The sequence below is a fragment of the Gracilimonas halophila genome, from assembly GCF_042684365.1.
GTDB classification, from domain to species: domain Bacteria; phylum Bacteroidota; class Rhodothermia; order Balneolales; family Balneolaceae; genus Gracilimonas; species Gracilimonas halophila.
Genome location: NZ_JBHULI010000024.1, coordinates 514,935 through 538,403, shown reverse-complemented (window position 1 = coordinate 538,403; position 23,469 = coordinate 514,935). Strand labels below are relative to the sequence as shown.

The following is a 23,469-nucleotide window of genomic DNA, read 5'->3' as shown; positions in this document are numbered from 1 at the left end:
AAAAGAGGAGGCGGATTTATCTCAATTCCGGTCAAATTTGCCACCCGGCGAGGTATCAAAAGAGCTGCAGGCCGGAGAAACCTATATAGGCTATTAGAGGAGGAATAGATGTTAGACGTGAGATTTTAGACATAAGAACACATCTAAAACCTAAAACCTAACACCTAACACCTAAAACCTAACACCTAACACCTAACACCTAATGCCTAAAACCTATTCCCCCTCTTTAAAGTATTCATTCACCAGAATAGGTTCTCCAAAACCCAGCTGTTCAAGACGGTCCATCTGAGTTTCTGCATCACCGACTACCAGCCAGATCATTTTGTTGGGATCCGCATAGGTTCGGGCCATTTCCTGAATTTCGTCTATTGTGATCGATTGAACGGTTTCCTGACGGTCTCGCACATAATCAGGTTCCCATCCATAAGAGCTAATATTTGCCAACATGTTCAGTTTAGAACCGGATGTTTCAAACTGACGGGCAGAACTTTTAATAAGATAGCTTTTGGTATTTTCCAGATCTTCATCCGTAAAGGTTTCCGGATACTCTTCCAGGATCTGTTTTACCAGGGCTGCAGATTCATAGGTAACATTTGTTCTCACCCCACTGGAGATGCTAAATGGGCCGGCGATATCAGAACCCGAGAAACCGGAGCGAATGCCATAGGTATAGCCTTTGCCTTCACGTAATTCCTGGGTCAATCGTGAGGCAAATCCGCCTCCGCCAAGTTTGTAATTCATGATGTTAGCACGATAGAAGTCAGGATCGGTTTCCGGCATGGCAAGGTAACCGAATCGCAACACGGATTGCTTGGCGTCGGGTACATCATAAAAATAAACGGTTGAAGATTCCGGTGCATCAGGCAGGTCGAATTCCGGGATCTCAACTTCTTTGTTTTCCCAGCGAGAGCTGATACCGCTCAATGAGCTCGTTACTTCTGATTTATCGATCGCTCCGACCACGTGCATATCTGCGACAGCAGGAGAGAAATTGGTATCATAATAAGTCTTCAGATCATCAAGGGTTATATTTTCAATACTGTTTGTAGTTCCGATAGGGTTGAAGGAAAGAATATGGCTGTCACCATATAGTAGTTTATTGAAGGTGTTGGAAGCAATGCTGTTCGGGTTGGCACTTTGCTGAGCTATCTGACTTGCAGTACTTTGTTTTGCAAGCTCAAACTCACGCTCGTCCCATCTTGGTTCCAGCATGATCTCTTCCACTAATTCCATGGTGGCATCGTAATTACGGGCAAGGGTATTACCGCTGATGGAAATACTTTGTCTGCCGGCGTTCACACGGATGGTGGCACCCAGTTCAGCGATCGCCTCTTCAAGTTCTTCGGGGGTTTTGTTGGCGGTTCCCTTTGTCATCAGATCTGCCATTAAGTTGGAAACACCCACTTTTTCAGGATCTTCGAGTAACAGTCCGCCTTTCAGGGAGATCTCAAACTGAACCAAAGGCAATTCATAGTTTTCGATCCCATAGATATTGAGTCCGTTTGCCAATTCAGCTTCCCAGACTTCCGGTACTTTCAGGTCAGGACTTTCACCATAAGGAGGTTCTACAGTGCGATCAAAGCTGGAAGGGGTTCGTTCATATTCGGTTTCTTCCGGCAGTACAAACTGCTCGCCTTCTGCATTGGCTACGATCTCTTCCTCTGATACTTCAGCAGCCTCAGAATCGTCAAGGATCAGATCTGTTTGTCCGCGTGGCACAAAGCTTGTGGCTACGTAATGTTTTCCTTTGATATATTTCTCATACACCCGCATTACATCTTCCTTGGTAACGGCAAGTGTCTTTTCGATGTCCTCATTGATATATCCCGGATCATTTGCAAAGATATTGTATTGAGCCAGTTGAAAAGCTTTACCAAGTACACTTGAAAGACCATTATAGAAATCAGTCTCAATTCCCGCTTTGATACGGTCAAGGTCAGCTTGGGTGAATCCTTCCTCTTCAAAACGCAAAAAAGCTTCCTCCACAGCGGTAGCCACTTCATTTAGGTTAGTATTGGGGTAAGCTCTGGTGATAAGTGAAATTTCACCGGCCAGCTCAGAGTTTCCGCTGTTAATGAATACATTTGAAGTAAGCTCTTTTTCTTCAACCAATACCTGATAGAACGGTGCTTTTTTACCATCAGAAAGTAGTTCTGTCAGGATATCGAGCGCATAGGCATCTTCGTGATAGAGGTCAACACCCGGCCATACCATTCGGAGTTCAGGAAGACGGGCAAAATTATCTTCATAATACTTTTTCTTGGTTTCATCTAAAGAAACCGGCATATCCGGTAATGGTTCTATCTCATCGCCACGTGGGATCTCATCAAAATATTTGTGAACCCATTCCTTCGCCTGTTCTGAATAAAAGTCGCCTGCAATAACAAGAGTGGCGTTACTGGGAACATACCACTTGTTATAAAAATCCTTTACATCCTGAAGAGTTGCATTTTGAAGGTCTTCAAGGGAGCCGATCACCTGCCAGTTATACGGATGACTTTCCGGATACATATTCTTACCGACCAAGTAGTTTGCGTGACCGTATGGAGCATTATCAACGCCTTGTCTTTTCTCGTTCTTTACAACCTGCTTCTCTTTTGCAAGTACGGCTTCCGTTACCGTATTGATGAAATAGCCCAACTTATCGGCTTCTGCCCAGATCATCTTTTCCAGGGCATCGCTTGGTACTGTCTGGAAATAGTTGGTTCTGTCTCGACTTGTGGATCCGTTTGCTCCGGACCCGCCAATTCGGCTGCTCATTTTATCAAGACCGCCTTTCCCAAGGTTTTCGGATTCCAGAAATAACAGGTGCTCAAACAAGTGGGCAAAACCCGTACGTCCCTCAATTTCCCTGGCTGATCCAACATGAAATGTCAGGGCAACGGCAGTAACAGGATCGGAATCGTCTTTATGGAGTATGACTTCCAGTCCATTATCCAAAGTGAATTTCTCATAATCCACCGAAAATTCGGTTTCACTTTGCGAGCAGGAAGAGAGGGTTAATGTTGAAATTAGGAGGGCAGTAAAGAGGTAGAAAAATCGTGTTTTCATAACAGGTTTTTTGATGGTTAGAGCTCCGAATATAAGAGGATGGGAGATACGGGTTTGTAAATAATTTGTTGCTCCATGAATGATCTTGTCAGATTCAGTCACCAAGACCTTTTCCATCTCGAGCGAAGCCGAGAGATCTGCGTGATTGGAAAAGGTCTTGGAAGTCTCATCTTACCCCGTAGATTTCTCCGCTCCGTTCACTCGCCCGTTAGGCTCATTCACTCCGGTCGAAATGACACCGGGGTGGTGGGAAGGAAAGAGGTTTATACTGTTCTGGTAGCAACAATAAGCCCTCGTGTTTGTCATCTCGAGCGGAATGAACGAGTGAATATGAGATGAATGCAGCCGAGAGATCACCGTAGTTTTCGAAGGTCTTTGTTGTCTGTGTCTTACCCCGTGAATTTCACTCCGGTCGAAATAACGAAGGCAGGATTGATTTTGGGTTAGCAATGACAAAAAGAAGTGTACTTATTATAATCTGCTATGCCATATTGCACCTATATAATCACTAATTCCAGTAAAACCACTCTTTATGTAGGAATGACCAATAGTCTTCCATCAAGAATACTGGAACATGGCTTAAATGCCGGAAAACCTGAAACGTTTGCAGGACGTTATAGATGCCACCTCTTATTGTGGTATGAAGAATACAAATATGTGCAAGATTCAATACGAAGGGAAAAACAAATAAAGAGATGGAGCAGGAAAAAGAAGTTGGAATTAATCCAGCGAACAAATCCTGAGTTAAGATTTCTGAATAAAGAATTGGGGTTATATCCTTTCGGTGATTACGCTGATGAAAGGAATATTAGGCACAGTAAACGAAATAAGACCGAAGGTGACTGAATAAGCCCCCCATATTTGCCATCTCGAGCGGAGTCGAGAGATCTGAGGAGTTGGGTATGGTCTTGGGAGTTTAAATCATACCCCGTGGATTTCACTGCGTGGGTGACGCTTCGCTCTGAGCTCCACTCCGTTCACTCGCCCGTTAGGCTCATTCACTCCGGTCGAAATGACGCAAGGGTAGTGGGAAGGAAAGAGGTTTATACTGTTCTGGTAGCAACCATAAGCCCTCGTGTTTGTCATCTCGAGCGGAATGAACGAGTGAATACGAGAGAATGCAGTCGAGAGATCCACGTAGTTTGTGAAGGTCTTTGTTGTCTGTGTCTTACCCCGTGGATTTCTCCGCTTCGTTCACTCACCCGTTGGGCTCATTCGCTCCGGTCGAAATGACAAACAGAATAGGTGGATGACACCAAGGTGGAGTTACTCACCCGGAACCAAACGCATAGTTCGTACTTCAACCTCATCAAATAAAACGGTAGAATCCTGATATAGCCATCGGTACTGTCCATTCAGCCATAGTTCGGTTTGATCTCCGTAATAATCAGAAAGTGGATTTCCTGACTGTCCTGTAGGCAGTACACTCTTGCTCTTGCTCATATCAGAAAGATCTGAGATCCGCCGGAGAGAAGGCCCCAGAATCATTTCAAAAGGTTTATTCCAGCGATATTGCCCGTTGTTCACACTCATTCCATGACTTTGAACTTCATAGGGACCTTTACTAAGCACATTATCTACGATCATTCTTAATGAAGATGGAGCCTCCGGATCTTCAGCGGCTTGAGCAAATAATGGTGGCTCAAAGGTGATGGTATGCAGTTGTTCCCAGCGCCATTCGTACGGTTCACTGCCCAGCGAATCACTTAAAAACAGTATTGCTTCCTGCATACTTTTTATGACCATATCCTCTTTGGTTTCAACAGAGTCAGTTTGAATGTCATCAAAAAGTGAGCTTTCCTCTTCGATGAGGGAGGTCATGGTACGAACAGGAATATTTTCATGATGTATGAAGTTTGAATAAGCAATGTCTCCAAAATCATCTTTGAGTGTATTCTCTGTGAAGTTCATAAAGAATACATCAAAAATAGAAGCAGCTGTTGATTTAAGCCCATAGTTATAATCCCAGTTTTCCAGATAGGAAATGGGAAGGTCAAAATTATAAGCATCCTGATCTTTGATGATCTGCAGGATCTGTGGGGTGAGTGTAGCCGCAAAGTGTGAATAGGAATCATTCTGAAGTGTCTCAAAATCAGCGTACCTAAAAGTGGTACTGTCACTCAGAATTTCCTCTATCCGTTCGATCCTCGAGGGCGGTTCCCAAAAGGTAGCGAGATAATAGGGGTAGCTGTCGGAAGTGATCTTATTGTTGGCGTTTGCGATCCATCCTTTTTCAGGATTTATGATACGAGGCATCTCATCATGAGGAATGAATCCCTGCCAGTCCTGTTCCGGATCCCAGCCATGCTTCATCGTAATCGGATCCCCGTTGATAATCGGAATATTGCCAATGGAATACATGGCTATGTTACCCTCCACATCACCATACATAAAGTTCAAACCGGGTACACCGAAAGTTGGTAGTGCATCTTTGAAATCCTGGAAGGTATCAGCCCAGTTGATCCGGTAGAGGGTTCTCATTTCGTTGCTTGGTTCATATCCGGCCCATTTCATACTGATCAATTTATCGGATGTCAGTTCCTCAACAGGGTAGATATCGGAGATAACCGGACCGTTATCCGTATAGCGAATTTCAAAAGAACGATCGTCGCCATCTTTTACTTTTATGATCTCCCGTACACGTGAAAAATATTCATATTCAGCTTCGCCATTTTCAAGGGAATCCACTACATAGCGACCGCGGTCTTGCGGATCCATCTGCTCGATAAAGAAATCGGTATCGTCGCTCATCATGCTGGTGAAAGACCAAGCCATGTTATCATTTTGTCCGATTATGATGGCCGGAATTCCTGCAATGGTGGCCCCGGATACATTTTTCCCATTCAGGTTCAGGTGAACTTCATACCATTTCCCGGGCATATCCAACCCAAGGTGGGGATCACCGGCAAGCATGGGATACCCTGATTCGGTTTTGGAACCATCAACGACCCAGGCATTACTGCCCACATGAGTTCCTTCCGCTTCAAGTAAATTCCTTTTTTTGATCTCCTGCTGAAGCATAGGCATAAGCGAAGCTCCCAATTGTGGATTTTCATTCCCATTTACAGATCTGGGAGCATCTTCAGGAAAGCGGAGGCGAAGTTGTTCAAACTGGTCGGGGGGTAATTGTTCCTGAAGGTATTGATAGGTGACCTCACTCCACCAGCTCATATTCAATTCCCAGGCCATCATGCGGCTGACGGCAATTGAACGAGTCGAAGTCCAGTTGAGAGGCTCAATTTCAGCAAGTGAAAACTCAACAGGCAACCGATTAGAATTTGTGTTAATGAATGCATTCACTCCATTTGAATAAGCCGACAACACTTGTCGCTCTTCCGCTCCAAGGGTATCCACCAACTGCTCCGCCATCTTCCAGAAACCCAGTGTACGCTGATATTTGTCCAGTTCGATCAACTCTTCCTGATTCCCAAAAAATTCAGCAAAACGCCCCTCTGCTGCTATCTGCGATAATGTCATCTGCCATAACCGATCCTGGGCATGTACATAACCGAGGGCATAATACAGATCCTGTTCATTTTCGGCATAGATATGAGGCACTCCATGGTCATCCCAGTGAATATCGACAGGGTTTGAAAGTCCGTTCAGCGTGATGCTGGCTTCATAATCGGGCAATGGTTTATAGAAGGTCCAGTAGAAAGCGAGTCCTGCAAAACCGATGATCAGGATCAGAAAAAAGAGGAGGAGCTTTACAAATGTATTCATAAGGCAATTTCATGGATAATTGATTCAGCGGAAATTAAACATTCTGCAGGGTTTATGAATGGATTAATTTTAGCATACCGGTTTTTTTATATTGACCTGTTCTGCTTGCCATCTCGAGTGTAATGCAACGAGCGAATGCGAGTGAAATGAAGCCGAGAGATCTGCGGGGTTGGAACAGGGTTTGGTATTCTATTTATGCCCCTTGGATTTCACTGCGTGGGTGACGCTTCGCTCTGAGCTCCGCTTCGTTCACTCGCCGTTGGGCTCATTCACTCCGGTCGAAATGACGAAGGTGGTGGGGTAGAGGTATATTATGTTTAGTAGCAGTTACAAGCCTATCGTGTTTGCCATCTCGAGCGGAGCCGAGAGATCTGCGGGGGTGGAACAGGGTTTGGGAGCCTCATCTTACCTCGTAGATTTCTCCGCTCCGTTCATTTGCCCGTTGGGCTCATTCACTCCGGTCGAAATGACGAAGGTGGGTGATGGAAAAGGGTTATTAAGTTTAGTAGCAACCACAAGCCTCCCGTGTTTGCCATCTCGAGCGGAGCCGAGAGATCTGCGGGGTTGGAACAGGGTTCGGGAGCCTCATCTTACCTCGTAGATTTCTCCGCTCCGTTCATTTGCCCGTTGGGCTCATTCACTCCGGTCGAAATGACTAGTTAAGTAAGAATCAAAACCTTAGCCATTTGAATGATTCTCGGTTATCATGTATTTATGTACCAAAACGATCAATCAAAATACAATCATGGAAGTAAATTCACACCGAATTACGCGCGAGCAGATCATTCAGCAATTGGAAGGCGGACAAGCTTATCTAAAGATCGAAGAACTGTTGCAGGAAGTTGATTTTGAAGATCTGGGAAAACGGCCGACCGGATTACCCTATTCCTTTTATGAACAGTTTTTTCATATCCGTGTAGCACAATTTGACATCCTTGACTTCAGCAGAAATCCGGAGTACGAACCAAGAACATGGCCCGACGAATACTGGCCGGTAGAACAAGCACCGGGAAGTGAAAAGGAGTGGGAAGAACTCAAGAAATCGTTTCTGAAAGAGAGGGATGAAATGATGAATCTTCTGTTGGATGAAACCAATGGACTTACCAAGCCTTTTGAGCATGGTGACGGGCAAACCTTGTTGAGGGAGGCGTTGCTGGTACTTCAGCACAATGCATACCATACCGGTCAGCTTGCCATTATTTACCGGCTGTTAAACAGAGATCAGTAATGGCTTTCTAAAACCGCAGGGATAAGCAACTTAGCCCACCATCCAGTTTCTCAAACTCAGTCATTTCGATCTGAACTGTTTTATAGCCGGCGGCTTCGATCTTTTGCTTTGTGACCGGAAAACCTGCCGGAATAACAACGGTACCGTTTATCCAAATACTATTTGCAGCATATGCTTCCTCGTCAGGAACTATGATCTTATTGAAAGACGAAAATAGATCGATTTCATTCATTTCAGCGGTCAGAAGCAGATTATTATCTTCCAAATAAGATATGCCTGTTTTGAGGTGAAGAATATCACCAAGGGGAACCTGATGAACGGAATAATTAAATTCTTTCATGATATTTCGGAATTGATCTATACCCGGTTTATTGGTCCGGTCAGATAATCCAACATAAAACGTATTATCCGCCATCATTACATCTCCTCCTTCCAGCGTTCCGGGTTCTTTTATAGACTCAACGTGGTCGAAGTTTGAACTAATAACCTCTTTGATGAGTGTTATTTCATCTCTTCTGGAACCGGCCCCGGGCCTGGTGATCACACCAAGATTTCCAATACATACAGCCACATCTTCCACAAATACTGAATCAGGAAAACGATTATCAGCTTCCAAAACATCAACCTCTAAACCGAGATCCTTGAGCGCATCTACATATCTGGCATGCTGTAACAGGGCTTTATGATAATCCGGTTTTCCGAGATTGGAAGTGGTGATCCCCGATGCCAAATTCGGGCAGGGTTTACGCACGATCGCTTTCTTAAACATAGGTTGAGTGCTAATATTTATGGGAAAATGTGGGTACCTTCAATCTTATCATTTGAAAGCCACATAGCAAGCTAATTAATTTGAGCAAGTCCATTACTAAGCTGATGCAAAAATATAAACTCATCATTGAATATGATGGAACTGACTTTTCAGGATGGCAGATACAGCCAAATGACAGAACCGTTGAGGGTGTGTTGGAGAGTGCATTTTCCAAGGTTCTTCAGCAGGATATCGATCTGATAGGGCAGGGGCGTACAGATGCCGGTGTGCACGCCCGGGGACAAGTGGCGGATGTCCAGATCCCCGAAGGTACAGATATAGAGAAGCTGCTAAATGGAGTTAATGGGCTGGTGGGAGATGAGGTTCAGGTGACTAACTACGAGGAAGTCCCGGAATCATTTCATTCCCGGTTCGATGCGGTAGGCAGGGAGTATGAATATACTATCACGACCCGCCCCATGCCACTGATGCGTCACAATAGCTGGGCTTTACGGCAGCCTGTTGATCTGACTCTATTGGAAGATTGTGCAGCCCTGTTAAATGGTGAATTTGATTTTGCAGGCTTTTCAAAATTTAATGAGGATAGCTTTACCACACTTTGTGAAATACAGAGTTCGTTGTTCGAATCAGAAGGAGAGGTGATCCGATATCGGATCAGAGCCAATCGGTTTCTTAGAAATATGGTGCGCCGATTAGTAGGTACGATGGTGCGGGTCGCACAAGGAAAAATGTCGAAGAATGAGTTTAAAAGGGTACTTGAGGAACCCGGTTCAGATATTCCAACTTATACCGCTCCTGCGCGGGGATTAGTACTGGAAAAAGTTTTCTATAAAAAGTGAAGAAAAGTGTTGATAGTAGTCAGTGAATGTCTTTATATTTGTCGCCCCTTCAACAAGGGAACTCACTGAAATTCCTCGGTAGCTCAGTGGCAGAGCAGTTGACTGTTAATCAATTGGTCGTAGGTTCGAATCCTACCCGGGGAGCACTTATTTTTCAGTAAAATTATCGATCAAAAAAGCCCCTTAGAATACGCTGAGGGGCTTTTTTTATGCTTTTCTGTTTCTACAGCTGTTCAAAACCGGAATGAAGAGTTTTCATTTTATAGCAAGTTTCGCGTAATTAATGGGTACAATAGTGGGTGCAAATTTTCACTGTACCCACTGAACCCAAAAATGGGTGAAAAACTTATTGACACCCTCAACCAGTTGATAGATACTCAATTGCCATGGCAAGTCTCAAAAAAAGAAATGGAATTTACTACATTAGGTTCTTTACCAACGAAAATGGAGAGAATAAAAGAAAAGCACTGAGTTTAGGAACCACGCTCAAAAGAGAAGCAGAAAAAATGCTGATCGAGTACGAGGATAAATTCCAAAGGGGAGAGATCGATCCTTTTAATGGTTGGTCTCCTAAAATGGAAGCTCAGAAAAAAAGAAAGTCGTTGTCGGGAAAACATATGTCCATGAAAAAGGCTACCGATGAATTTATCAGTAAGAGGAATCAGGCAAATCAAAAAACTAAGGATCACTACCAACGAGCATGATCTACGAGCACCTCAACGTAAATAATATAACCGACGCCCTTAAAGGAATTGATTGATGGAAGAGAACAAAGTTAAGCTGGTATTGGACATATTCTACACGTTAAATGGACAAAGCCTATCAATATCTAATGAGCTTCCTTTTGAGGATGTGGCAATTATGGTTATAAGAGAAAATGAACAGTATGAGTCCACAAAAAAGAACTACCGAACGCAATTTCATGGAAAAAAGGAAAGTGAGATTCACGATGACCAATTCAACAAACAGAAAACAGCTGTTGAAAAGCTAATAACTGACCTAAAGGGTGATATAAGAAATAAAACACCTAATATTTCTACTGAGGGAGAAGTATACTCTTTCAGCTATGATAAAACTGCAACCGAAGAGATGAAAAATACCTCCGTAATCATTAGAAGATTACCCGATGAAGTGAAATCTGTCCTTGAAAGTGCCTTTATAGATCTTGGCAAGACAATTGTAAAGAAAAGAATTATAGAAGAGGGAGAAGGATACACTTTTAGCTATGATAAAACTGCATCGGATGAGATAAAAAATATCTCGATCACCTGTTTTGATATTTTCCAGAAACCTTAGAGCGCATTGAGAAAAAGTTAGACATTCTTCTTAATTCAAAGAAGCACCGAATTAATGAGAAGCGGTATATAACAGCCAAAGAAGTCGAAGACCTTACGGGGTTAAACCACCGTACCATTCTGAATCGCTCAAATATGGACGATCAGCATCCACGCTATATACCTTCCATCCAGTTTGGAGGGAGTCGTCGCAAATACTTCGAGCGAAAGGTCATTGAGCGCATCTTTCACCTTAGGTAAGCCAGGTATGTCTAATAAAAATAAAGATTACGCTTTTACGGCCTATCCTAATTTCATTATAAAAGAGGTCATGCCACATATTGATGGAAACACCTTCAAAGTGTTATCACTTATTGTCAGAAAGACTTTGGGCCATCACAAAAAGTATGATAGAATTGCTCTTTCGCAATTTGAAGAGAAAACTGGTCTAAGCAGAAATACGGTCTTAAAGGCTCTGAAATATCTTAGTGAGCATCAGATCATTGAAAAGTTTGACCGTGGTAGAATTAATCAATACCGGGTTATCATGCCTAAAGATAGTTCACATAAAGAGCAGAAGAGCTCTTCACCAAAAGATTCGACCAGTTCAGGTTCTGAACCCTCCGGTTCAATAATTGAACCTGCATCAGTTCACAATTTGAACACTTCATCGGTTCAAACTTTGAACACACAAAAGAAACCTATAAAAGAAAATGAAATAAATACTACTACTAAAGAAGGAGAACTGGAACGGGTTATAAATACCTGGAATGCTAAGTTCGATATATCGGTCAACCGTAACGATAAAGATCTTATGGAATGTATTCTTAGTGCCATCAATGAGTTTAGTGAAGAGCAACTATCACAGGCTATGGATGGGCGATTAGAATCATCATACTACCGGAAACACAAACCTGAACTACTTCATCAACCAAAAGCCTTTTTTAAATTTACAGATACTATTAAAAATGATCTGCATCGCCAATCTAACCAGTTGTTAACCCACAAAGAGTACGCCAGTATGATTACTGAAAAAGGTTATAGTGGCGATGACTTTGAAATGATTGACGTAATCACAGATAAGGGCACAGAGAAGCGATGGAAGCTAATGAAACAGGCACCCGGAGTGTAGTTAAAGTTATGAAAGGACCAATTTCTTTCAAATTATTAACGCTTTTGCCACCAAAGAATCTTCAAAACTCTCTTTTATATATAACTTTTAAAAGAATTGATGGGTTTTTGGCCAAAACGTATGATTCTCTTACCACCAAATAAGACCCATTTTAGAGCTTTTGTTTAAAACATTAGATGGTTTAAGGGGTTATTATCTTTAAAAAAACCAATTCGTTTAATAAATCGGGCCATTTATTAACGATTGACAGCCAGCCACTTTCCCTGATTTAGTACAAAAACCCGCCATTTATTAAACTTTTTACCTGTGTGTTTTAACGTTTAAGCGTCAAAACGTTTTTACTTATAGTTGTTTATCAACCTAAAACGTTAAGACGTTTGGAGTCAAATCCTGGTAGCGTTATAACGTCATAACACAAAGACGTTTTAACGTTTTTCTTCAAATCGTTACATGTTTTGCAAGATTCTTTAGCCATGGTGACGGTAGCTGTCATCTTTCCATGTTATACTTTTAAGAAAAATGGAAGAATCTTACATCGAACCCGACCCCGGACAACGTATTAAGTTAGAGATCAATGATTACGAAGACGCAGTCTACGCTGCCTACCGTCATGGCTACCAGGCCTATATTGGTCAGATACGGGTTAAGGTCTTAGACTACGAAATTCTGGGGGTGCTGGTCCACCAACATGGGCACCGGGCTCGAGTTTGGGTCGAGAGTGTTTAACTTTTTGGGGAGTTGGCTCAAAAATATGACTTTACCATAAGAGAGTGGGCAATGATCTGCCCATTTTATTCCAATAAATAAGCCTTTCGTCATACAAACCAAACCATAAACAAATGTTGTTTTCAACAAAACAACAAAACAACAATGGCTTGGTTTATGGGTATTTGTATGACTTTTTGATCGTTTTAGGCCAAAAGTGAGAGATTATCCATGCGAATTGATTGGGACAGGGGTATGTATGCAGATTACATATATGGCCTGACGCTTATACTCATATAATTCTGCAGAAGTCATACTATTCCGCATAACTTTATGTATTACCGGCCTGCCTGAACCCTGTGTTCGAATGACTTTGCCCCTATAAGCATAAAATGTATGACAATTAAATAGAGAGCTAGATGGCAATGTTTAACCAATTAAAGGGTGCCAAAGACTTAAAATGTCATGCAAACCAATGAATAAAAGGATATTTATAGGCCATGTATTAAAATACAGATGTATAAATGTACAATTGTACAAAACTACAAAAATACATAGGGCGGTTTATAGTCAGTCTTTTTAGCCTTCCTCTTGTTGGCAAATAGTAGCTCATACACCTCCAGGCTATAGCTCTTTAGTTTATCAGACTCATATATCACATTATGTTGTGACTTTTGTTATATTATTCCAAATATTTTCAGAAATGTCATACAAAATCACATTATAATGTTAGTCAAAGAAATGGGTAACCGGATTAAAGAGCGAAGAGATACCTTGGGTATCACGCAGCCTGATTTAGCGGAAATGGCCGGGATCAGCAAAAACACCCTCTATAAAATAGAAACCGGACAGGCTAACCCAACCCTTAAGGTGCTCAATAAGATCGCGGAAATACTGGGCATGGAAATCACTATGTCTGTCAAAAAACCAAGCTAAGATAAATGAGAGCAGCAAAGGTTATACGAAATGGAGAAAAGGTGGGCACTTTGGTGCAACATGATAAAACTTCATATGAGTTTACATACGATGACGCCTGGTATGACAATCCGGATAAGCCACCGGTAAGTCTGACAATGCCGAAAAGCAAAAAAGAGTATAAATCGGATCACTTATTTCCTTTTTTCTTCAACATGCTCTCAGAAGGGGTAAACAGAAAGCTGCAGGCTCGCCAGCTTAAAATTGATGAAGAGGATTACTTTGGCCTCTTACTCGAAATTGCCCAATCAGATACGATCGGTGCCATAACGGTTCGACCCATAGAAGAAACTAAACAATGAGTCTCCCTGAAATCACATATTGTCCCGGTACCTTAGCCGAAGGATTTGACACCTACAGTTCGACCTGCTTAAAGCGTGTCTTTAACAGGCGGAAAGTAGACCATATACTTCCTTACAATGCGCCTGACGTAAGTGAGGCGGATGCCGAGTTGTTTATGCAGAACCGTAAACGGTTATCCATATCAGGAGTACAGGAAAAAGTATCCTTGGTAATGGATAAAAATAAACTAAGACTGGCGAAAGAAGGTGAGCAGGGCACCTATATTCTTAAACCTATTCCCAGAGATCTAAGGAAAGTGAACCAGGTACCCGCCAATGAACATTTGACCATGCAAATTGCCCGTCAGGTATACGGCATTGAAACGGCTGAAAACGCGCTCATCTTTTTTAAGAATGGAGATCCGGCTTACATCACAAAGCGCTTTGATGAGAAAGAAGATGGCTCAAAACTGGGTAAGGAAGATTTTGCTACACTTGCCGGTCAAACAGCTGAAACTAACGGCAGGGATTTTAAATATGACTACAGCTATGAAGAAGCTGCAGCTCTGATCAAGAAGTTTGTACCTGCCTATCCGGTCGAGATGGAAAAGTATTTCTCGCTCGTGCTGTTTAATTATATGTTTGGCAACGGAGATGCCCATCTAAAGAACTTCAGTTTGTTAGAAACCCCTCAAGGGGATTATATACTCAGCCCAGCTTATGACCTTATCAATACTCGTCTGCACGTAGATGACTCTGCTTTAGCTTTGAATGATGGATTGTTCAAAGATTTCGAGACCACAGAAAGCTTTGAAGCCAACGGTTTTTATGCCTACGATGATTTCTATGAGTTTGGAATCCGAATTGGTTTAACGAAATCCCGTATGGAGAAGATTCTCCAGATTTTTATGATTGATCAGAAGCAGGTCCATGAGCTTATCACTCATAGTTATTTAAATGAGGAGATGAAAAAAGGCTATAAGGCTACGTATTTAGATAAGCTGAAGGCTATTAATTATTCTTTTACAGGGAAGGTTTGACGTCTAAAGAAGGGAGTTTGTATGACAATAAGCTATAATTGCAGCTTAGAAGTCTAAATGTATGACATTTTTAAGTGGAGAGAATGATGTCTGCTTACACCAAAACCCTGAAATTGGTTATACAAAAGGGGGGTAAACATTATGACAAGCCAACAGTATATATTTATATAATTCAATAAATATATAATTATATAAAAATAAAGTGGGTTACATCAGTCTTTTTCCTTGGCCTTCTTTTTGTTGCCAAATAGAACCTCATAAATATACATACTGGTACTCATCGGAGGCTCAGTGATCTTGGCATTAGATCATAGATCTTTCTTGCAAAAGTATCCGGAATGGGAAAATAGTAATACTCTTCTTTCTCAAAGTCGTATTCGATAAAACGGATCTCGAAGGACTGCCCCTCTCCATCGGTTATGTATTGACGCTCTTTGAACTTTGGTTTGGGAAGATAAGGGAATTTATGAGTCATGATATTTGATGATTGCTATACATTGTTATGGTAATATTTATAAGTAAATAATAAACAATATCTTATAATTTTAATAGTATAACAAATCAGATTGCTTCATTAGGCATCAGGGCAAAATTATGATCGAAATATATATTTGGGGTGACATAATCTGTCATGGGTAAATGGTATGTTACTTACCCATATAAAATTAAGCGAGAAGATACAATGAGTGCTATAGTTTATTTAATCGGAAGTACAGTTATGTTCTTTACCGGGTTTTATATCGGTTTTCAAAAAGGGCACGAAAACGGCTATTCAAGTGGCTTTGATGAGGGAGTTAATGCGACTCTAAACGAAATGGATCGCTTTATGAAAGGTGGCCTGAAATCACCGCTTGATTGGGAGACGGCTCAGCAATTAATGAGAGAAAAGATGAGTAAAAACTAAGACCGCCTGAACCTGGCTAACGTAATTTGTATGTTAACTATACAGGGCTAAACCAATTATTTTCGGAGTACTTATGAATAAGATTGCATATCTCACAAAATCCAAATTCACCCACTGTCTGGAATGCCCAACAAAACTCTACTATAAAAACCACGATAATGAGTACGCTACTTCACAAGACGATAATGATTTTCTGCAAGCTTTAGCAGAAGGCGGTATTCAGGTCGGAGAATTAGCCAAGCTGTACTATCCCGGTGGTGTTGAAATTCCCTATTCCAGGAATAAATCCGTTTCCATTGAGCAGACTAATGAGCTGTTGCAACAGGATGAGGTCATAATCTACGAGGCAGCTATTCGTCACGGGCTGACCTATGCCTTGGTCGATATCTTAGTGAAGGAAGGAAACCGGATCGATCTCATTGAAGTGAAGTCGAAATCGTGGGATGATAAGGAAGGATTTTATCTGCAAAATGGCTCAATGCGATCCAATTGGCATAAGTACCTCTACGATGTGGCTTTTCAAACCTGGGTCATGCAGAAGGCATATCCCGAATTTGAGATTCGTCCGTACCTCATGCTCATCGATAAAGACACGCCCACCAGTGTGGAAGGACTGCATCAGTACTTTAAGATCGAGGAGAATGAAGAAGGCCGGAGTGAGGTCAGGCTGACAGAAGACATAGCTGACATGGACCTTGGTAATCACATCATGAAAACTATCCCTGTAGCGGATGAGGTGGCTCTGATCTTTAACGGGGAAGCACGTGAGCCGGAAAGTGAGCTCGAAGCCAAAGGGTTTGACCGATGGATCAACGGGCTCTGCGAGCTGATCCGTAACGATAAAAAGTACCCGGTGAGCATTGGGGCCAAGTGTCGGAATTGCGAACACCGCGTCAAGGCTGATAAACTGAACGGCAAAAAAGCCGGATTTAATGAATGCTGGAAAGAGGATCTGAACTGGAGCGAGGCAGAACTCTCCAAACCTCACGCTTTTGATGTATGGCACGCCAAATCTAAACAGTATATAGAGGACGAGATCTACCTCATGGAAGAACTCAATCCGGAGTATCTGGAAGTAGATGAAGAAACGCTCTACCAACAACCAATCTGGGATGATGGACGAAAACAGCGGCAGCTAGCACAGGTTATGAAGATGACCGGGAGGCATGATGACAGCGAAGTTATCCTGCCCGGACTCTTCCAGGAAATGGACCGCTGGACCTACCCGTTGCACTTCATCGATTTTGAGGGGATTGCTCCGGCCATTCCATTTCATAAAGGGTGCTATCCCTACAAGAAAATTCCCTTTCAGTTTTCCATCCATAATGTATATGAAGACGGTCGGGTGGAGCATGCAGCCGAATGGGTGGATAAGCGAAAGGGTGTGTATCCCGGATTCGATTTTGTCAGGGAGCTAAAAAAGGTATTGGAGAAGGATGAAGGCAGCGTGTTCATGTATCATCATTATGAAAAGACGGTCTTGAATGATGTTAAAAAGAGATTAAACGAATCAGAAGAAGCAGATAAAGATGCATTGATCGCCTGGATCGATACCTTGGTGAATGAAGAATCTCCTCGTTATTTAATTGACCAACAGAGACTGGTTGTTAAGTATTACTACTCAGTGCACATGGGCGGTTCGAACAGCATCAAAGATGTATTACCGGCCGTGCTGAATGAAAGTGACGCCCTCAAGGAGATCTACTCTGATCCTTATTCAGGTTTGAGTATGAAGAACAAAGTACTCTGCCAAACCGATGAAAGTGGAAAGGTGATCAATCCCTACAAACTGCTTGACCCGGTGGGGTATGGCATTCCGGATGAGGATGAAATTGAAGATCTGGATCTTGACCTGGATGACCGAATCACTGAAGGTGGCACCGCTATGATGGCTTGGGCGCGCATGCAGTTTGATGATGTGCCGGAGGAGGAGCGGGAGAGGGTGTTTGAAGCTTTACTTCGGTATTGTGAGTTGGATACGCTGGCTATGGTGATGATTTATCAGCATTGGGAATCTTTGAAAAATCAATCCTAAACTACTTCTTTAATCTCACACCTCCTTTCCCTATAATCAACTGTTATTTAGAATTATAAACCTACCGAACGGAGTACATGCAGAAAGCCGAGCAGGAATTTCTTAAGGACCTTGATAAAAAACTTTGGAGCGCCGCCGATAAGCTCCGCAATAACCTGGATGCCGCCGTGTATAAACACGTGGTGCTGGGACTCATCTTCCTCAAATATGTATCGGATGCTTTTGATGAACGCCGGGACGAACTCCGCGAGCATTTTCGGAATGAAGACCACGATTTCTACATCCCGCAGGATGATATGAGCGATGAGGAATACGAGGCTTTGATTGAAGAGGAACTGGAAGTGCGCGACTACTACATCGCCAAGAATGTATTTTGGGTGCCACCGCTGGCTAGATGGGAAACGCTGAAGCAAAACAACAAGCTTTCCAACGGGGATATCATTGAGCTTCCTGAGGGAGAGAAATATGAGTTTAAAAATGTGGCGCGACTGATTGACGATGCCAACGGAGCTATCGAAAAGGAAAATCCCAAGCTGAAGAATATTCTGGATCGTACGTATTCGCAGAAGCAGTTGCCGCCGGAGAAACTGGGTGAGCTGATTGACCTGTTTTCGGATGCGAATTTTAATGCCAAAGAGTATAAGGGGAAACCGCTCAGTATAAACTCCAAGGATATTCTGGGGCATGTGTATGAGTATTTTCTGGGGGAATTTGCGCTGGCCGAGGGCAAGAAAGGCGGACAGTATTACACGCCCAAAAGCATTGTGAAGCTGATGGTGCAGATGCTGAAACCCTTTGAAGGCCGCGTGTATGATCCGGCCATGGGCTCGGGTGGATTTTTTGTGCAGAGCGAGGAATTTATTGAAGAGTATGGTGGAAAGATTGGACAGATTAGCGTGTATGGACAGGAAAGTAATCCCACCACGTGGCGACTGGCAGCTATGAACATGGCTATTCGCGGTATTGATTTTGATTTTGGGAAACAGCCCGCCGACAGTTTTACCAACGACCAACACCCCGACCTGCGCGCCGATTACGTGATGGCCAATCCGCCTTTTAACGTAAAGGACTGGTGGAATGAGAAGCTGGCCGATGACCCTCGATGGGAATACGGTACACCGCCCGAGGGCAACGCCAACTTTGCGTGGCTGCAGCACATGCTGTACCACCTGTCACCCAACGGAAGTTTGGCGCTGCTGCTGGCCAACGGCTCCATGAGTTCACAAACGAGCGGAGAGGGCGAGATCCGGAAGAACCTGCTGGAAGCCGATTTGGTGGAATGCATGGTGGCCCTGCCGGGACAGCTATTCACCAACACGCAAATTCCCGCCTGTATCTGGTTTTTGACCAAGAACAAAACCAACGGCACCAAAACACCGGACGGGAAAGGCAAAGGCGACCGCTCCGGCAAAGTACTCTTCATAGATGCCCGTGAAAAAGGCTACATGAAAGACCGCGTACTCCGCGATTTTAAACCCGAAGAGATCAAGGATATAGCCGAAACCCTCACCAACTGGCAAAAGGGCAGCGAGGACTACGAAGACATTCCCGGCTATTGCAAATCCGCCACGCTGGACGAGATACGGAAAAACGATTATGTGCTTACGCCCGGCCGCTACGTAGGCGCTCCCGAAACCGAAGACGACGGCATTCCCTTTTCGGAAAAGATTGAGAAACTCACTGCCCGACTGAAAACCCAGTTTGAAGAAAGTGAAGCTTTAGAAACTAGGATTAAAGAAAACTTAGCGGGGTTGGGGTATGAGCTCTGAAGTAAAACTATCTGAAGTTGCTGAAATAACTATGGGTACTTCTCCCAAAGGTGAATATATAAATGAAACTGGTGAAGGCACTCCGTTCTTTCAAGGAAGTGCGGAGTTTACAGATCGATATCCAATAGTTCAAAAGTATACAACTCAGCCAAAACGTAATGCGAAAAAAGGTGACATTTTATTTAGTGTAAGGGCTCCTGTTGGATCAATTAATATTTCAAATACAGACTGTGCTATTGGTCGTGGTTTATGCGCAATTCGAGCAAAGAATGATCAGGACCAAGAGTACTTGGAATACGCTATTAAGCAGAGAAATAACTATTGGGGTGCAATAAATGATTCAGGATCTGTTTTTGGTAATGCCAAAAAATCTGACATGCATAATTTTTTAATTAAATGGCCTACAGATCCAATTATTAGAAAATCAATAGCCAGTCAACTAGCATCACTTGACAAAAAGATCCAAATAAATAAAAGAGCCAACGAAACACTGGAAGCCATAGCTCAGGCGATCTTCAAGAGCTGGTTTGTGGATTTTGATCCTGTCCGTGCCAAAATAGAAGCCACCTCCGCCGGCCGCGACCCTAACCGCGCTGCTATGGCTGCCATTGCGGGTATTTCTTTGGAAGACCAGGATTGGGATGAGATCGAAGCCGCTCTCGAACAAAAACTCACCAGTATGTCGGAGGCCCAGCAACGACAACTTTCCCGAACCGCCGAACTTTTTCCGGATGAATTGGTGGAGAGTGAGATTGGGGAAGTGCCGAAGGGGTGGGAGGTGAAAATAGCTGAAGATATTTTAAAAAGATTTCGAGCTCCAAAACGAGTAAAAAAAGATGAAGTTGAGGAAACTGGCAAAGTTGTTGTGCTTGAACAAGGAGAAGGAATAATAATGGGCTACCACAATGAAGAAGCAGGTTATGATGCATCACCCGACAATCCATATTTCATCTTTGGCGATCATACCTGTATAACCCACTTAGTAATTGAACCTTTTGATATAGCTCCAAATGTTATTCCTTTACAAGGGGAAGAATTTGATTCTTACTGGACTTACTACGCAATTAGAGACTTACAGCAGTTTCAGGAGTACCGCAGGCATTGGAGTGAATTAAAAGTAAAAGAAGTAGTTACTCCAAATAATGAATTGGATGAGTTGTTTGCTGAATTTATTAAGCCATTAATTATTAAGATCAATAAGAATCGAAATGAGAATTTAACTTTATCTCAACTAAGAGATACGCTTTTGCCGAAGTTGATTTCGGGGGAATTAGAACTTAACTAACTAATTAAATGCAGGAGAAATAAAATGAATGATCCACGGGGCTCTGTTTGGAGAAAATGGGATTTACATGTTCATACACCGGCATCAATAGTACATCATTTTGGAAATCAAGAAGACGTTTGGGAAAAATTTCTAAAAGACTTAGAATCTTTGCCTTCTGAGTTCAAAGTTTTGGGTATAAATGACTACATGTTTTTGGATGGTTATGAGAGACTTTTGAGAGAGAAAAGAGAAAATTATCGTCTTGAAAATATTGATTTATTATTACCTGTAATTGAATTCAGAATTGAAAAATTCGCTGGTGTAGACTTTGGTTCCTTTAAGAGAATGAATCTACATGTGATTTTTTCTGAAGAAGTATCGGTTGAAAATATTAAATCCCAATTCTTAAATACACTTGATCAAAGTTATGTATTGAATGATGGACAAGAGTGGAATCGGGCTATTACAAAGGAAAGCATTTCGGATCTTGGTAGATCTATCAAGGAAAATATACCTGCGGAAGAATTGGAAAATTATGGAAGCGATTTAATCGAAGGATTTAACAATTTAAATGTCAAAGAGGAACAAATCTTCAAAGCATTAAAGAGAGATTGTTTTATTGGTAAAAATTTAATCGCTATTGGAAAGACTGAATGGGACAGTTTGCGTTGGTCTGATGCATCTATCGCCACAAAAAAGTCGATAATAAATAAGGCAGATATTGTATTTACAGCAGTTGATAATATTAAATTCATTAAAGAGCATGATGAATTTGATTTTAAAGAGATTCAGAGTTTATGGCAATTTATGGGATTTCATCTCACTCTATCTTTACAAAAATGCATGCAGGGAGCAAAACAAAGCGGTACAAGAAGAAAAAAACAAAGTAAGAATAATTGTGTTTTAGTATTTGATCATCAACATCGTGAACAAAATAATTTTACTGATCTAATTCTGAATCCACCTGTATGGTCGATGACTTATTATGATAAGGTAAAACATCAGCGGGATTTGGCTAAGATTATTGATGTACCACATTTTGTTGATTCGAAGCATGTGGAATGAGTATAAGATCCTAACTCCTTAGCAAAGCTAAGGAGTTAGGAAGAGTATTCAAAGAGTAAGTTTAACCGGCAAAAGAACCGGCAATATTTCTTTTTCATATTATCAAATAAAGTCGGATATTATCATGGTTTGAATACACTTATACCACATATATAAACCGGCAAAAGAACCGGCAAAAATACAGTCATGATGTTTGATCGTCCTTCACATATGGAGCCCCTGTTTCCAAAGGCAACCAAGCCATTGGTGGATCTGGCTATGGAGGTATTTCGACTGGAAGCTGAATTAGGTGGATTGGTGCACCCACTCACTCGTAAAGAGATTGCACGGTTGCTACGGCATATTAACAGTTACTATTCAAACCGCATAGAAGGAGAGCACACCAACCCGGTAGATATTGAACGGGCCGTACGAAAAGAATACAGTAAAGATGATGAAAAGAAGGGGTTGCAGAAGCTAAGTGTGGCACACATAGAAGTGCAAAAACTTATTGATTATCGCTTTGAGAATGGGGAGAAGGTTCCGGTATGTTCATCAGAGTTTCTTTGCTGGATTCATCGGGAATTCTATTCAAGAGTCCCCGACAGTTTTCTGAAGATCAGAAAAAAAGACTCGGATGAGATCATTGAGATGGTTCCGGGGGAGATTCGAACCCAAAATGTAGAAGTAGGTGAGCATGTGGCTCCTGTTCATAGTGCGTTAGAAGCCTTCCTGACTCATTTTGAAAAGAAATATGATCCTGAAAAATTATCTGGCCATACGTTATTATTGGCGGCGGCAGCAAGCCATCACCGTTTGGTATGGATTCACCCTTTTTTAGATGGAAATGGTCGTGTGAGCCGTTTGTTTACCTATGCGTACCTGCGAAGAGCCAATATCGAGTCTTACGGACTTTGGACCCTATCCCGAGGTTTGGCAAGAAAAGACGAAGAATACAGAAACTACTTAGCCAGCGCAGATAGTCCAAGAAGAGGAGATTTGGATGGACGAGGCAACTTATCGGAAAAAGCCCTGAACTCTTTTTGTTCTTTCTTCTTTGAGACCGCCTTAGATCAAATTCATTTCATGAAGAAATTATTGAACCTCGAAGATTTGAGAGACCGGATTATGGCTTATGGAAATCTGCGCGCTCAGGGTTCCATTCCAGGAGAATCGACACTTCGACCGGAAACCAAGTATGTATTGGCTGAAGTGATGATGCGAGGTAAAATAGAGCGTGGGGAGGTTCAGCGTTTAATCGGTATGGCCGAAAGAACAGCCAGAGACTTGACCAAACAGTTATTGGAAGAAGAGTTAGTGAGGTCTGATTCCCATCGGAGCCCATTGTATTTTAATATTCCGCCGAAGGTAGTAGGCTATTATTTCCCGGAATTGTACCCGGCCGGTTCGATTTAAAATAGAGTATAATTTTA

At 42.3% G+C, this 23,469-nt stretch carries 19 protein-coding genes and 1 tRNA gene; 16 read left to right on the top strand and 4 right to left on the bottom strand.

Translation table 11 applies throughout. The annotated features are described in order from the left end of the window. Positions 1-213: 213 nt before the first annotated feature. Entirely contained in the window at positions 214-3,051 is a 2,838-nt protein-coding gene (locus ACFSVN_RS08810; RefSeq protein ID WP_390302327.1) for a M16 family metallopeptidase, read from the bottom strand. Positions 3,052-3,534: 483 nt separating this feature from the next. Here ACFSVN_RS08810 and ACFSVN_RS08805 point away from each other — a divergent pair, with 483 nt between their 5' ends. Then, the gene (locus ACFSVN_RS08805; protein WP_390301160.1) at positions 3,535-3,897 is read left to right on the top strand and encodes a GIY-YIG nuclease family protein; all 363 of its coding nucleotides are present in this window, start codon (positions 3,535-3,537) and stop codon (positions 3,895-3,897) included. A 420-nt stretch (positions 3,898-4,317) separates the two neighbouring features. Here ACFSVN_RS08805 and ACFSVN_RS08800 read toward each other — a convergent pair whose 3' ends face one another. Then, complete coding sequence (locus ACFSVN_RS08800; protein ID WP_390301157.1) at positions 4,318-6,774, bottom strand: penicillin acylase family protein; 2,457 nt, start codon at positions 6,772-6,774, stop codon at positions 4,318-4,320. A 745-nt stretch (positions 6,775-7,519) separates the two neighbouring features. On the opposite strand from ACFSVN_RS08800, the gene ACFSVN_RS08795 reads away from it, so the two are divergent. Beyond that, positions 7,520-8,002: a DinB family protein gene (locus ACFSVN_RS08795; protein WP_390301154.1), complete on the top strand. Its 483-nt coding sequence runs from the start codon at positions 7,520-7,522 to the stop codon at positions 8,000-8,002. A 7-nt stretch (positions 8,003-8,009) separates the two neighbouring features. Here the strand turns inward: ACFSVN_RS08795 and ACFSVN_RS08790 are convergent, their stop codons facing one another. Next, positions 8,010-8,771 carry a dimethylarginine dimethylaminohydrolase family protein gene (locus ACFSVN_RS08790; protein WP_390301151.1) on the bottom strand — a complete coding sequence of 254 codons (762 nt, stop codon included), beginning with the start codon at positions 8,769-8,771 and terminating at the stop codon, positions 8,010-8,012. A gap of 104 nt (positions 8,772-8,875) precedes the next feature. Here ACFSVN_RS08790 and truA point away from each other — a divergent pair, with 104 nt between their 5' ends. From truA to ACFSVN_RS08750, 8 genes are all read left to right on the top strand, one after another. Then, positions 8,876-9,610 carry a tRNA pseudouridine(38-40) synthase TruA gene (truA, locus tag ACFSVN_RS08785; RefSeq protein WP_390301148.1) on the top strand — a complete coding sequence of 245 codons (735 nt, stop codon included), beginning with the start codon at positions 8,876-8,878 and terminating at the stop codon, positions 9,608-9,610. A 72-nt stretch (positions 9,611-9,682) separates the two neighbouring features. Further along, positions 9,683-9,754 (top strand) — tRNA-Asn (locus tag ACFSVN_RS08780). Positions 9,755-9,996: 242 nt separating this feature from the next. Further along, the gene (locus tag ACFSVN_RS08775; RefSeq protein WP_390301145.1) at positions 9,997-10,314 is read left to right on the top strand and encodes a hypothetical protein; all 318 of its coding nucleotides are present in this window, start codon (positions 9,997-9,999) and stop codon (positions 10,312-10,314) included. Between the two features lie 55 nt (positions 10,315-10,369). Then, a complete protein-coding gene (locus ACFSVN_RS08770) occupies positions 10,370-10,906 on the top strand; it encodes a hypothetical protein (protein WP_390301142.1) in 537 nt (178 codons plus the stop codon). Between the two features lie 213 nt (positions 10,907-11,119). Next, on the top strand, positions 11,120-12,016 hold the full coding sequence (locus tag ACFSVN_RS08765; RefSeq protein WP_390301139.1) for a replication protein: 897 nt from the start codon (positions 11,120-11,122) through the stop codon (positions 12,014-12,016). Between the two features lie 1,431 nt (positions 12,017-13,447). Then, complete coding sequence (locus ACFSVN_RS08760; protein WP_390301136.1) at positions 13,448-13,657, top strand: helix-turn-helix transcriptional regulator; 210 nt, start codon at positions 13,448-13,450, stop codon at positions 13,655-13,657. A gap of 5 nt (positions 13,658-13,662) precedes the next feature. Beyond that, positions 13,663-13,998 carry a HipA N-terminal domain-containing protein gene (locus ACFSVN_RS08755; RefSeq protein ID WP_390301133.1) on the top strand — a complete coding sequence of 112 codons (336 nt, stop codon included), beginning with the start codon at positions 13,663-13,665 and terminating at the stop codon, positions 13,996-13,998. Continuing rightward, entirely contained in the window at positions 13,995-15,017 is a 1,023-nt protein-coding gene (locus tag ACFSVN_RS08750) for a type II toxin-antitoxin system HipA family toxin (protein WP_390301130.1), read from the top strand. The genes ACFSVN_RS08755 and ACFSVN_RS08750 overlap by 4 nt, the downstream gene beginning before the upstream one ends. A 277-nt stretch (positions 15,018-15,294) precedes the next feature. On the opposite strand, the gene ACFSVN_RS08745 is transcribed toward ACFSVN_RS08750, so the two are convergent. Beyond that, positions 15,295-15,492, bottom strand: coding sequence for a hypothetical protein (locus tag ACFSVN_RS08745; RefSeq protein ID WP_390301127.1), 198 nt, complete (start codon positions 15,490-15,492; stop codon positions 15,295-15,297). A gap of 156 nt (positions 15,493-15,648) precedes the next feature. On the opposite strand from ACFSVN_RS08745, the gene ACFSVN_RS08740 reads away from it, so the two are divergent. From ACFSVN_RS08740 to ACFSVN_RS08715, 6 genes are all read left to right on the top strand, one after another. Next, on the top strand, positions 15,649-15,921 hold the full coding sequence (locus tag ACFSVN_RS08740; protein WP_390301124.1) for a hypothetical protein: 273 nt from the start codon (positions 15,649-15,651) through the stop codon (positions 15,919-15,921). 73 nt (positions 15,922-15,994) lie between these two features. Further along, positions 15,995-17,956 (top strand): DUF2779 domain-containing protein, encoded by a 1,962-nt coding sequence (locus ACFSVN_RS08735; protein WP_390301121.1) that lies wholly within the window; start codon positions 15,995-15,997, stop codon positions 17,954-17,956. A gap of 77 nt (positions 17,957-18,033) precedes the next feature. Then, positions 18,034-19,725, top strand: coding sequence for a class I SAM-dependent DNA methyltransferase (locus ACFSVN_RS08730; RefSeq protein WP_390301118.1), 1,692 nt, complete (start codon positions 18,034-18,036; stop codon positions 19,723-19,725). Next, positions 19,715-21,010 (top strand): restriction endonuclease subunit S, encoded by a 1,296-nt coding sequence (locus ACFSVN_RS08725; RefSeq protein ID WP_390301115.1) that lies wholly within the window; start codon positions 19,715-19,717, stop codon positions 21,008-21,010. The genes ACFSVN_RS08730 and ACFSVN_RS08725 overlap by 11 nt, the downstream gene beginning before the upstream one ends. 24 nt (positions 21,011-21,034) lie before the next feature. Then, entirely contained in the window at positions 21,035-22,057 is a 1,023-nt protein-coding gene (locus ACFSVN_RS08720) for a hypothetical protein (RefSeq protein WP_390301112.1), read from the top strand. 186 nt (positions 22,058-22,243) lie between these two features. Continuing rightward, positions 22,244-23,452 (top strand): Fic family protein, encoded by a 1,209-nt coding sequence (locus tag ACFSVN_RS08715; protein ID WP_390301109.1) that lies wholly within the window; start codon positions 22,244-22,246, stop codon positions 23,450-23,452. The last annotated feature ends 17 nt before the right edge of the window (positions 23,453-23,469 follow it).

Coding starts and splice junctions, on each gene's coding strand:
- ACFSVN_RS08755 (WP_390301133.1), top strand. CDS start 13,663: ATGAGAGCAGCAAAGGTTATACGAAATGGAGAAAAGGTGGGCACTTTG.
- ACFSVN_RS08760 (WP_390301136.1), top strand. CDS start 13,448: ATGTTAGTCAAAGAAATGGGTAACCGGATTAAAGAGCGAAGAGATACC.
- ACFSVN_RS08800 (WP_390301157.1), bottom strand. CDS start 6,774: ATGAATACATTTGTAAAGCTCCTCCTCTTTTTTCTGATCCTGATCATC.
- ACFSVN_RS08715 (WP_390301109.1), top strand. CDS start 22,244: ATGATGTTTGATCGTCCTTCACATATGGAGCCCCTGTTTCCAAAGGCA.
- ACFSVN_RS08720 (WP_390301112.1), top strand. CDS start 21,035: ATGAATGATCCACGGGGCTCTGTTTGGAGAAAATGGGATTTACATGTT.
- ACFSVN_RS08790 (WP_390301151.1), bottom strand. CDS start 8,771: ATGTTTAAGAAAGCGATCGTGCGTAAACCCTGCCCGAATTTGGCATCG.
- ACFSVN_RS08725 (WP_390301115.1), top strand. CDS start 19,715: ATGAGCTCTGAAGTAAAACTATCTGAAGTTGCTGAAATAACTATGGGT.
- ACFSVN_RS08810 (WP_390302327.1), bottom strand. CDS start 3,051: ATGAAAACACGATTTTTCTACCTCTTTACTGCCCTCCTAATTTCAACA.
- ACFSVN_RS08775 (WP_390301145.1), top strand. CDS start 9,997: ATGGCAAGTCTCAAAAAAAGAAATGGAATTTACTACATTAGGTTCTTT.
- ACFSVN_RS08745 (WP_390301127.1), bottom strand. CDS start 15,492: ATGACTCATAAATTCCCTTATCTTCCCAAACCAAAGTTCAAAGAGCGT.
- ACFSVN_RS08805 (WP_390301160.1), top strand. CDS start 3,535: ATGCCATATTGCACCTATATAATCACTAATTCCAGTAAAACCACTCTT.
- ACFSVN_RS08795 (WP_390301154.1), top strand. CDS start 7,520: ATGGAAGTAAATTCACACCGAATTACGCGCGAGCAGATCATTCAGCAA.
- ACFSVN_RS08770 (WP_390301142.1), top strand. CDS start 10,370: ATGGAAGAGAACAAAGTTAAGCTGGTATTGGACATATTCTACACGTTA.
- ACFSVN_RS08750 (WP_390301130.1), top strand. CDS start 13,995: ATGAGTCTCCCTGAAATCACATATTGTCCCGGTACCTTAGCCGAAGGA.
- ACFSVN_RS08740 (WP_390301124.1), top strand. CDS start 15,649: ATGGGTAAATGGTATGTTACTTACCCATATAAAATTAAGCGAGAAGAT.
- truA (WP_390301148.1), top strand. CDS start 8,876: ATGCAAAAATATAAACTCATCATTGAATATGATGGAACTGACTTTTCA.
- ACFSVN_RS08730 (WP_390301118.1), top strand. CDS start 18,034: ATGCAGAAAGCCGAGCAGGAATTTCTTAAGGACCTTGATAAAAAACTT.
- ACFSVN_RS08735 (WP_390301121.1), top strand. CDS start 15,995: ATGAATAAGATTGCATATCTCACAAAATCCAAATTCACCCACTGTCTG.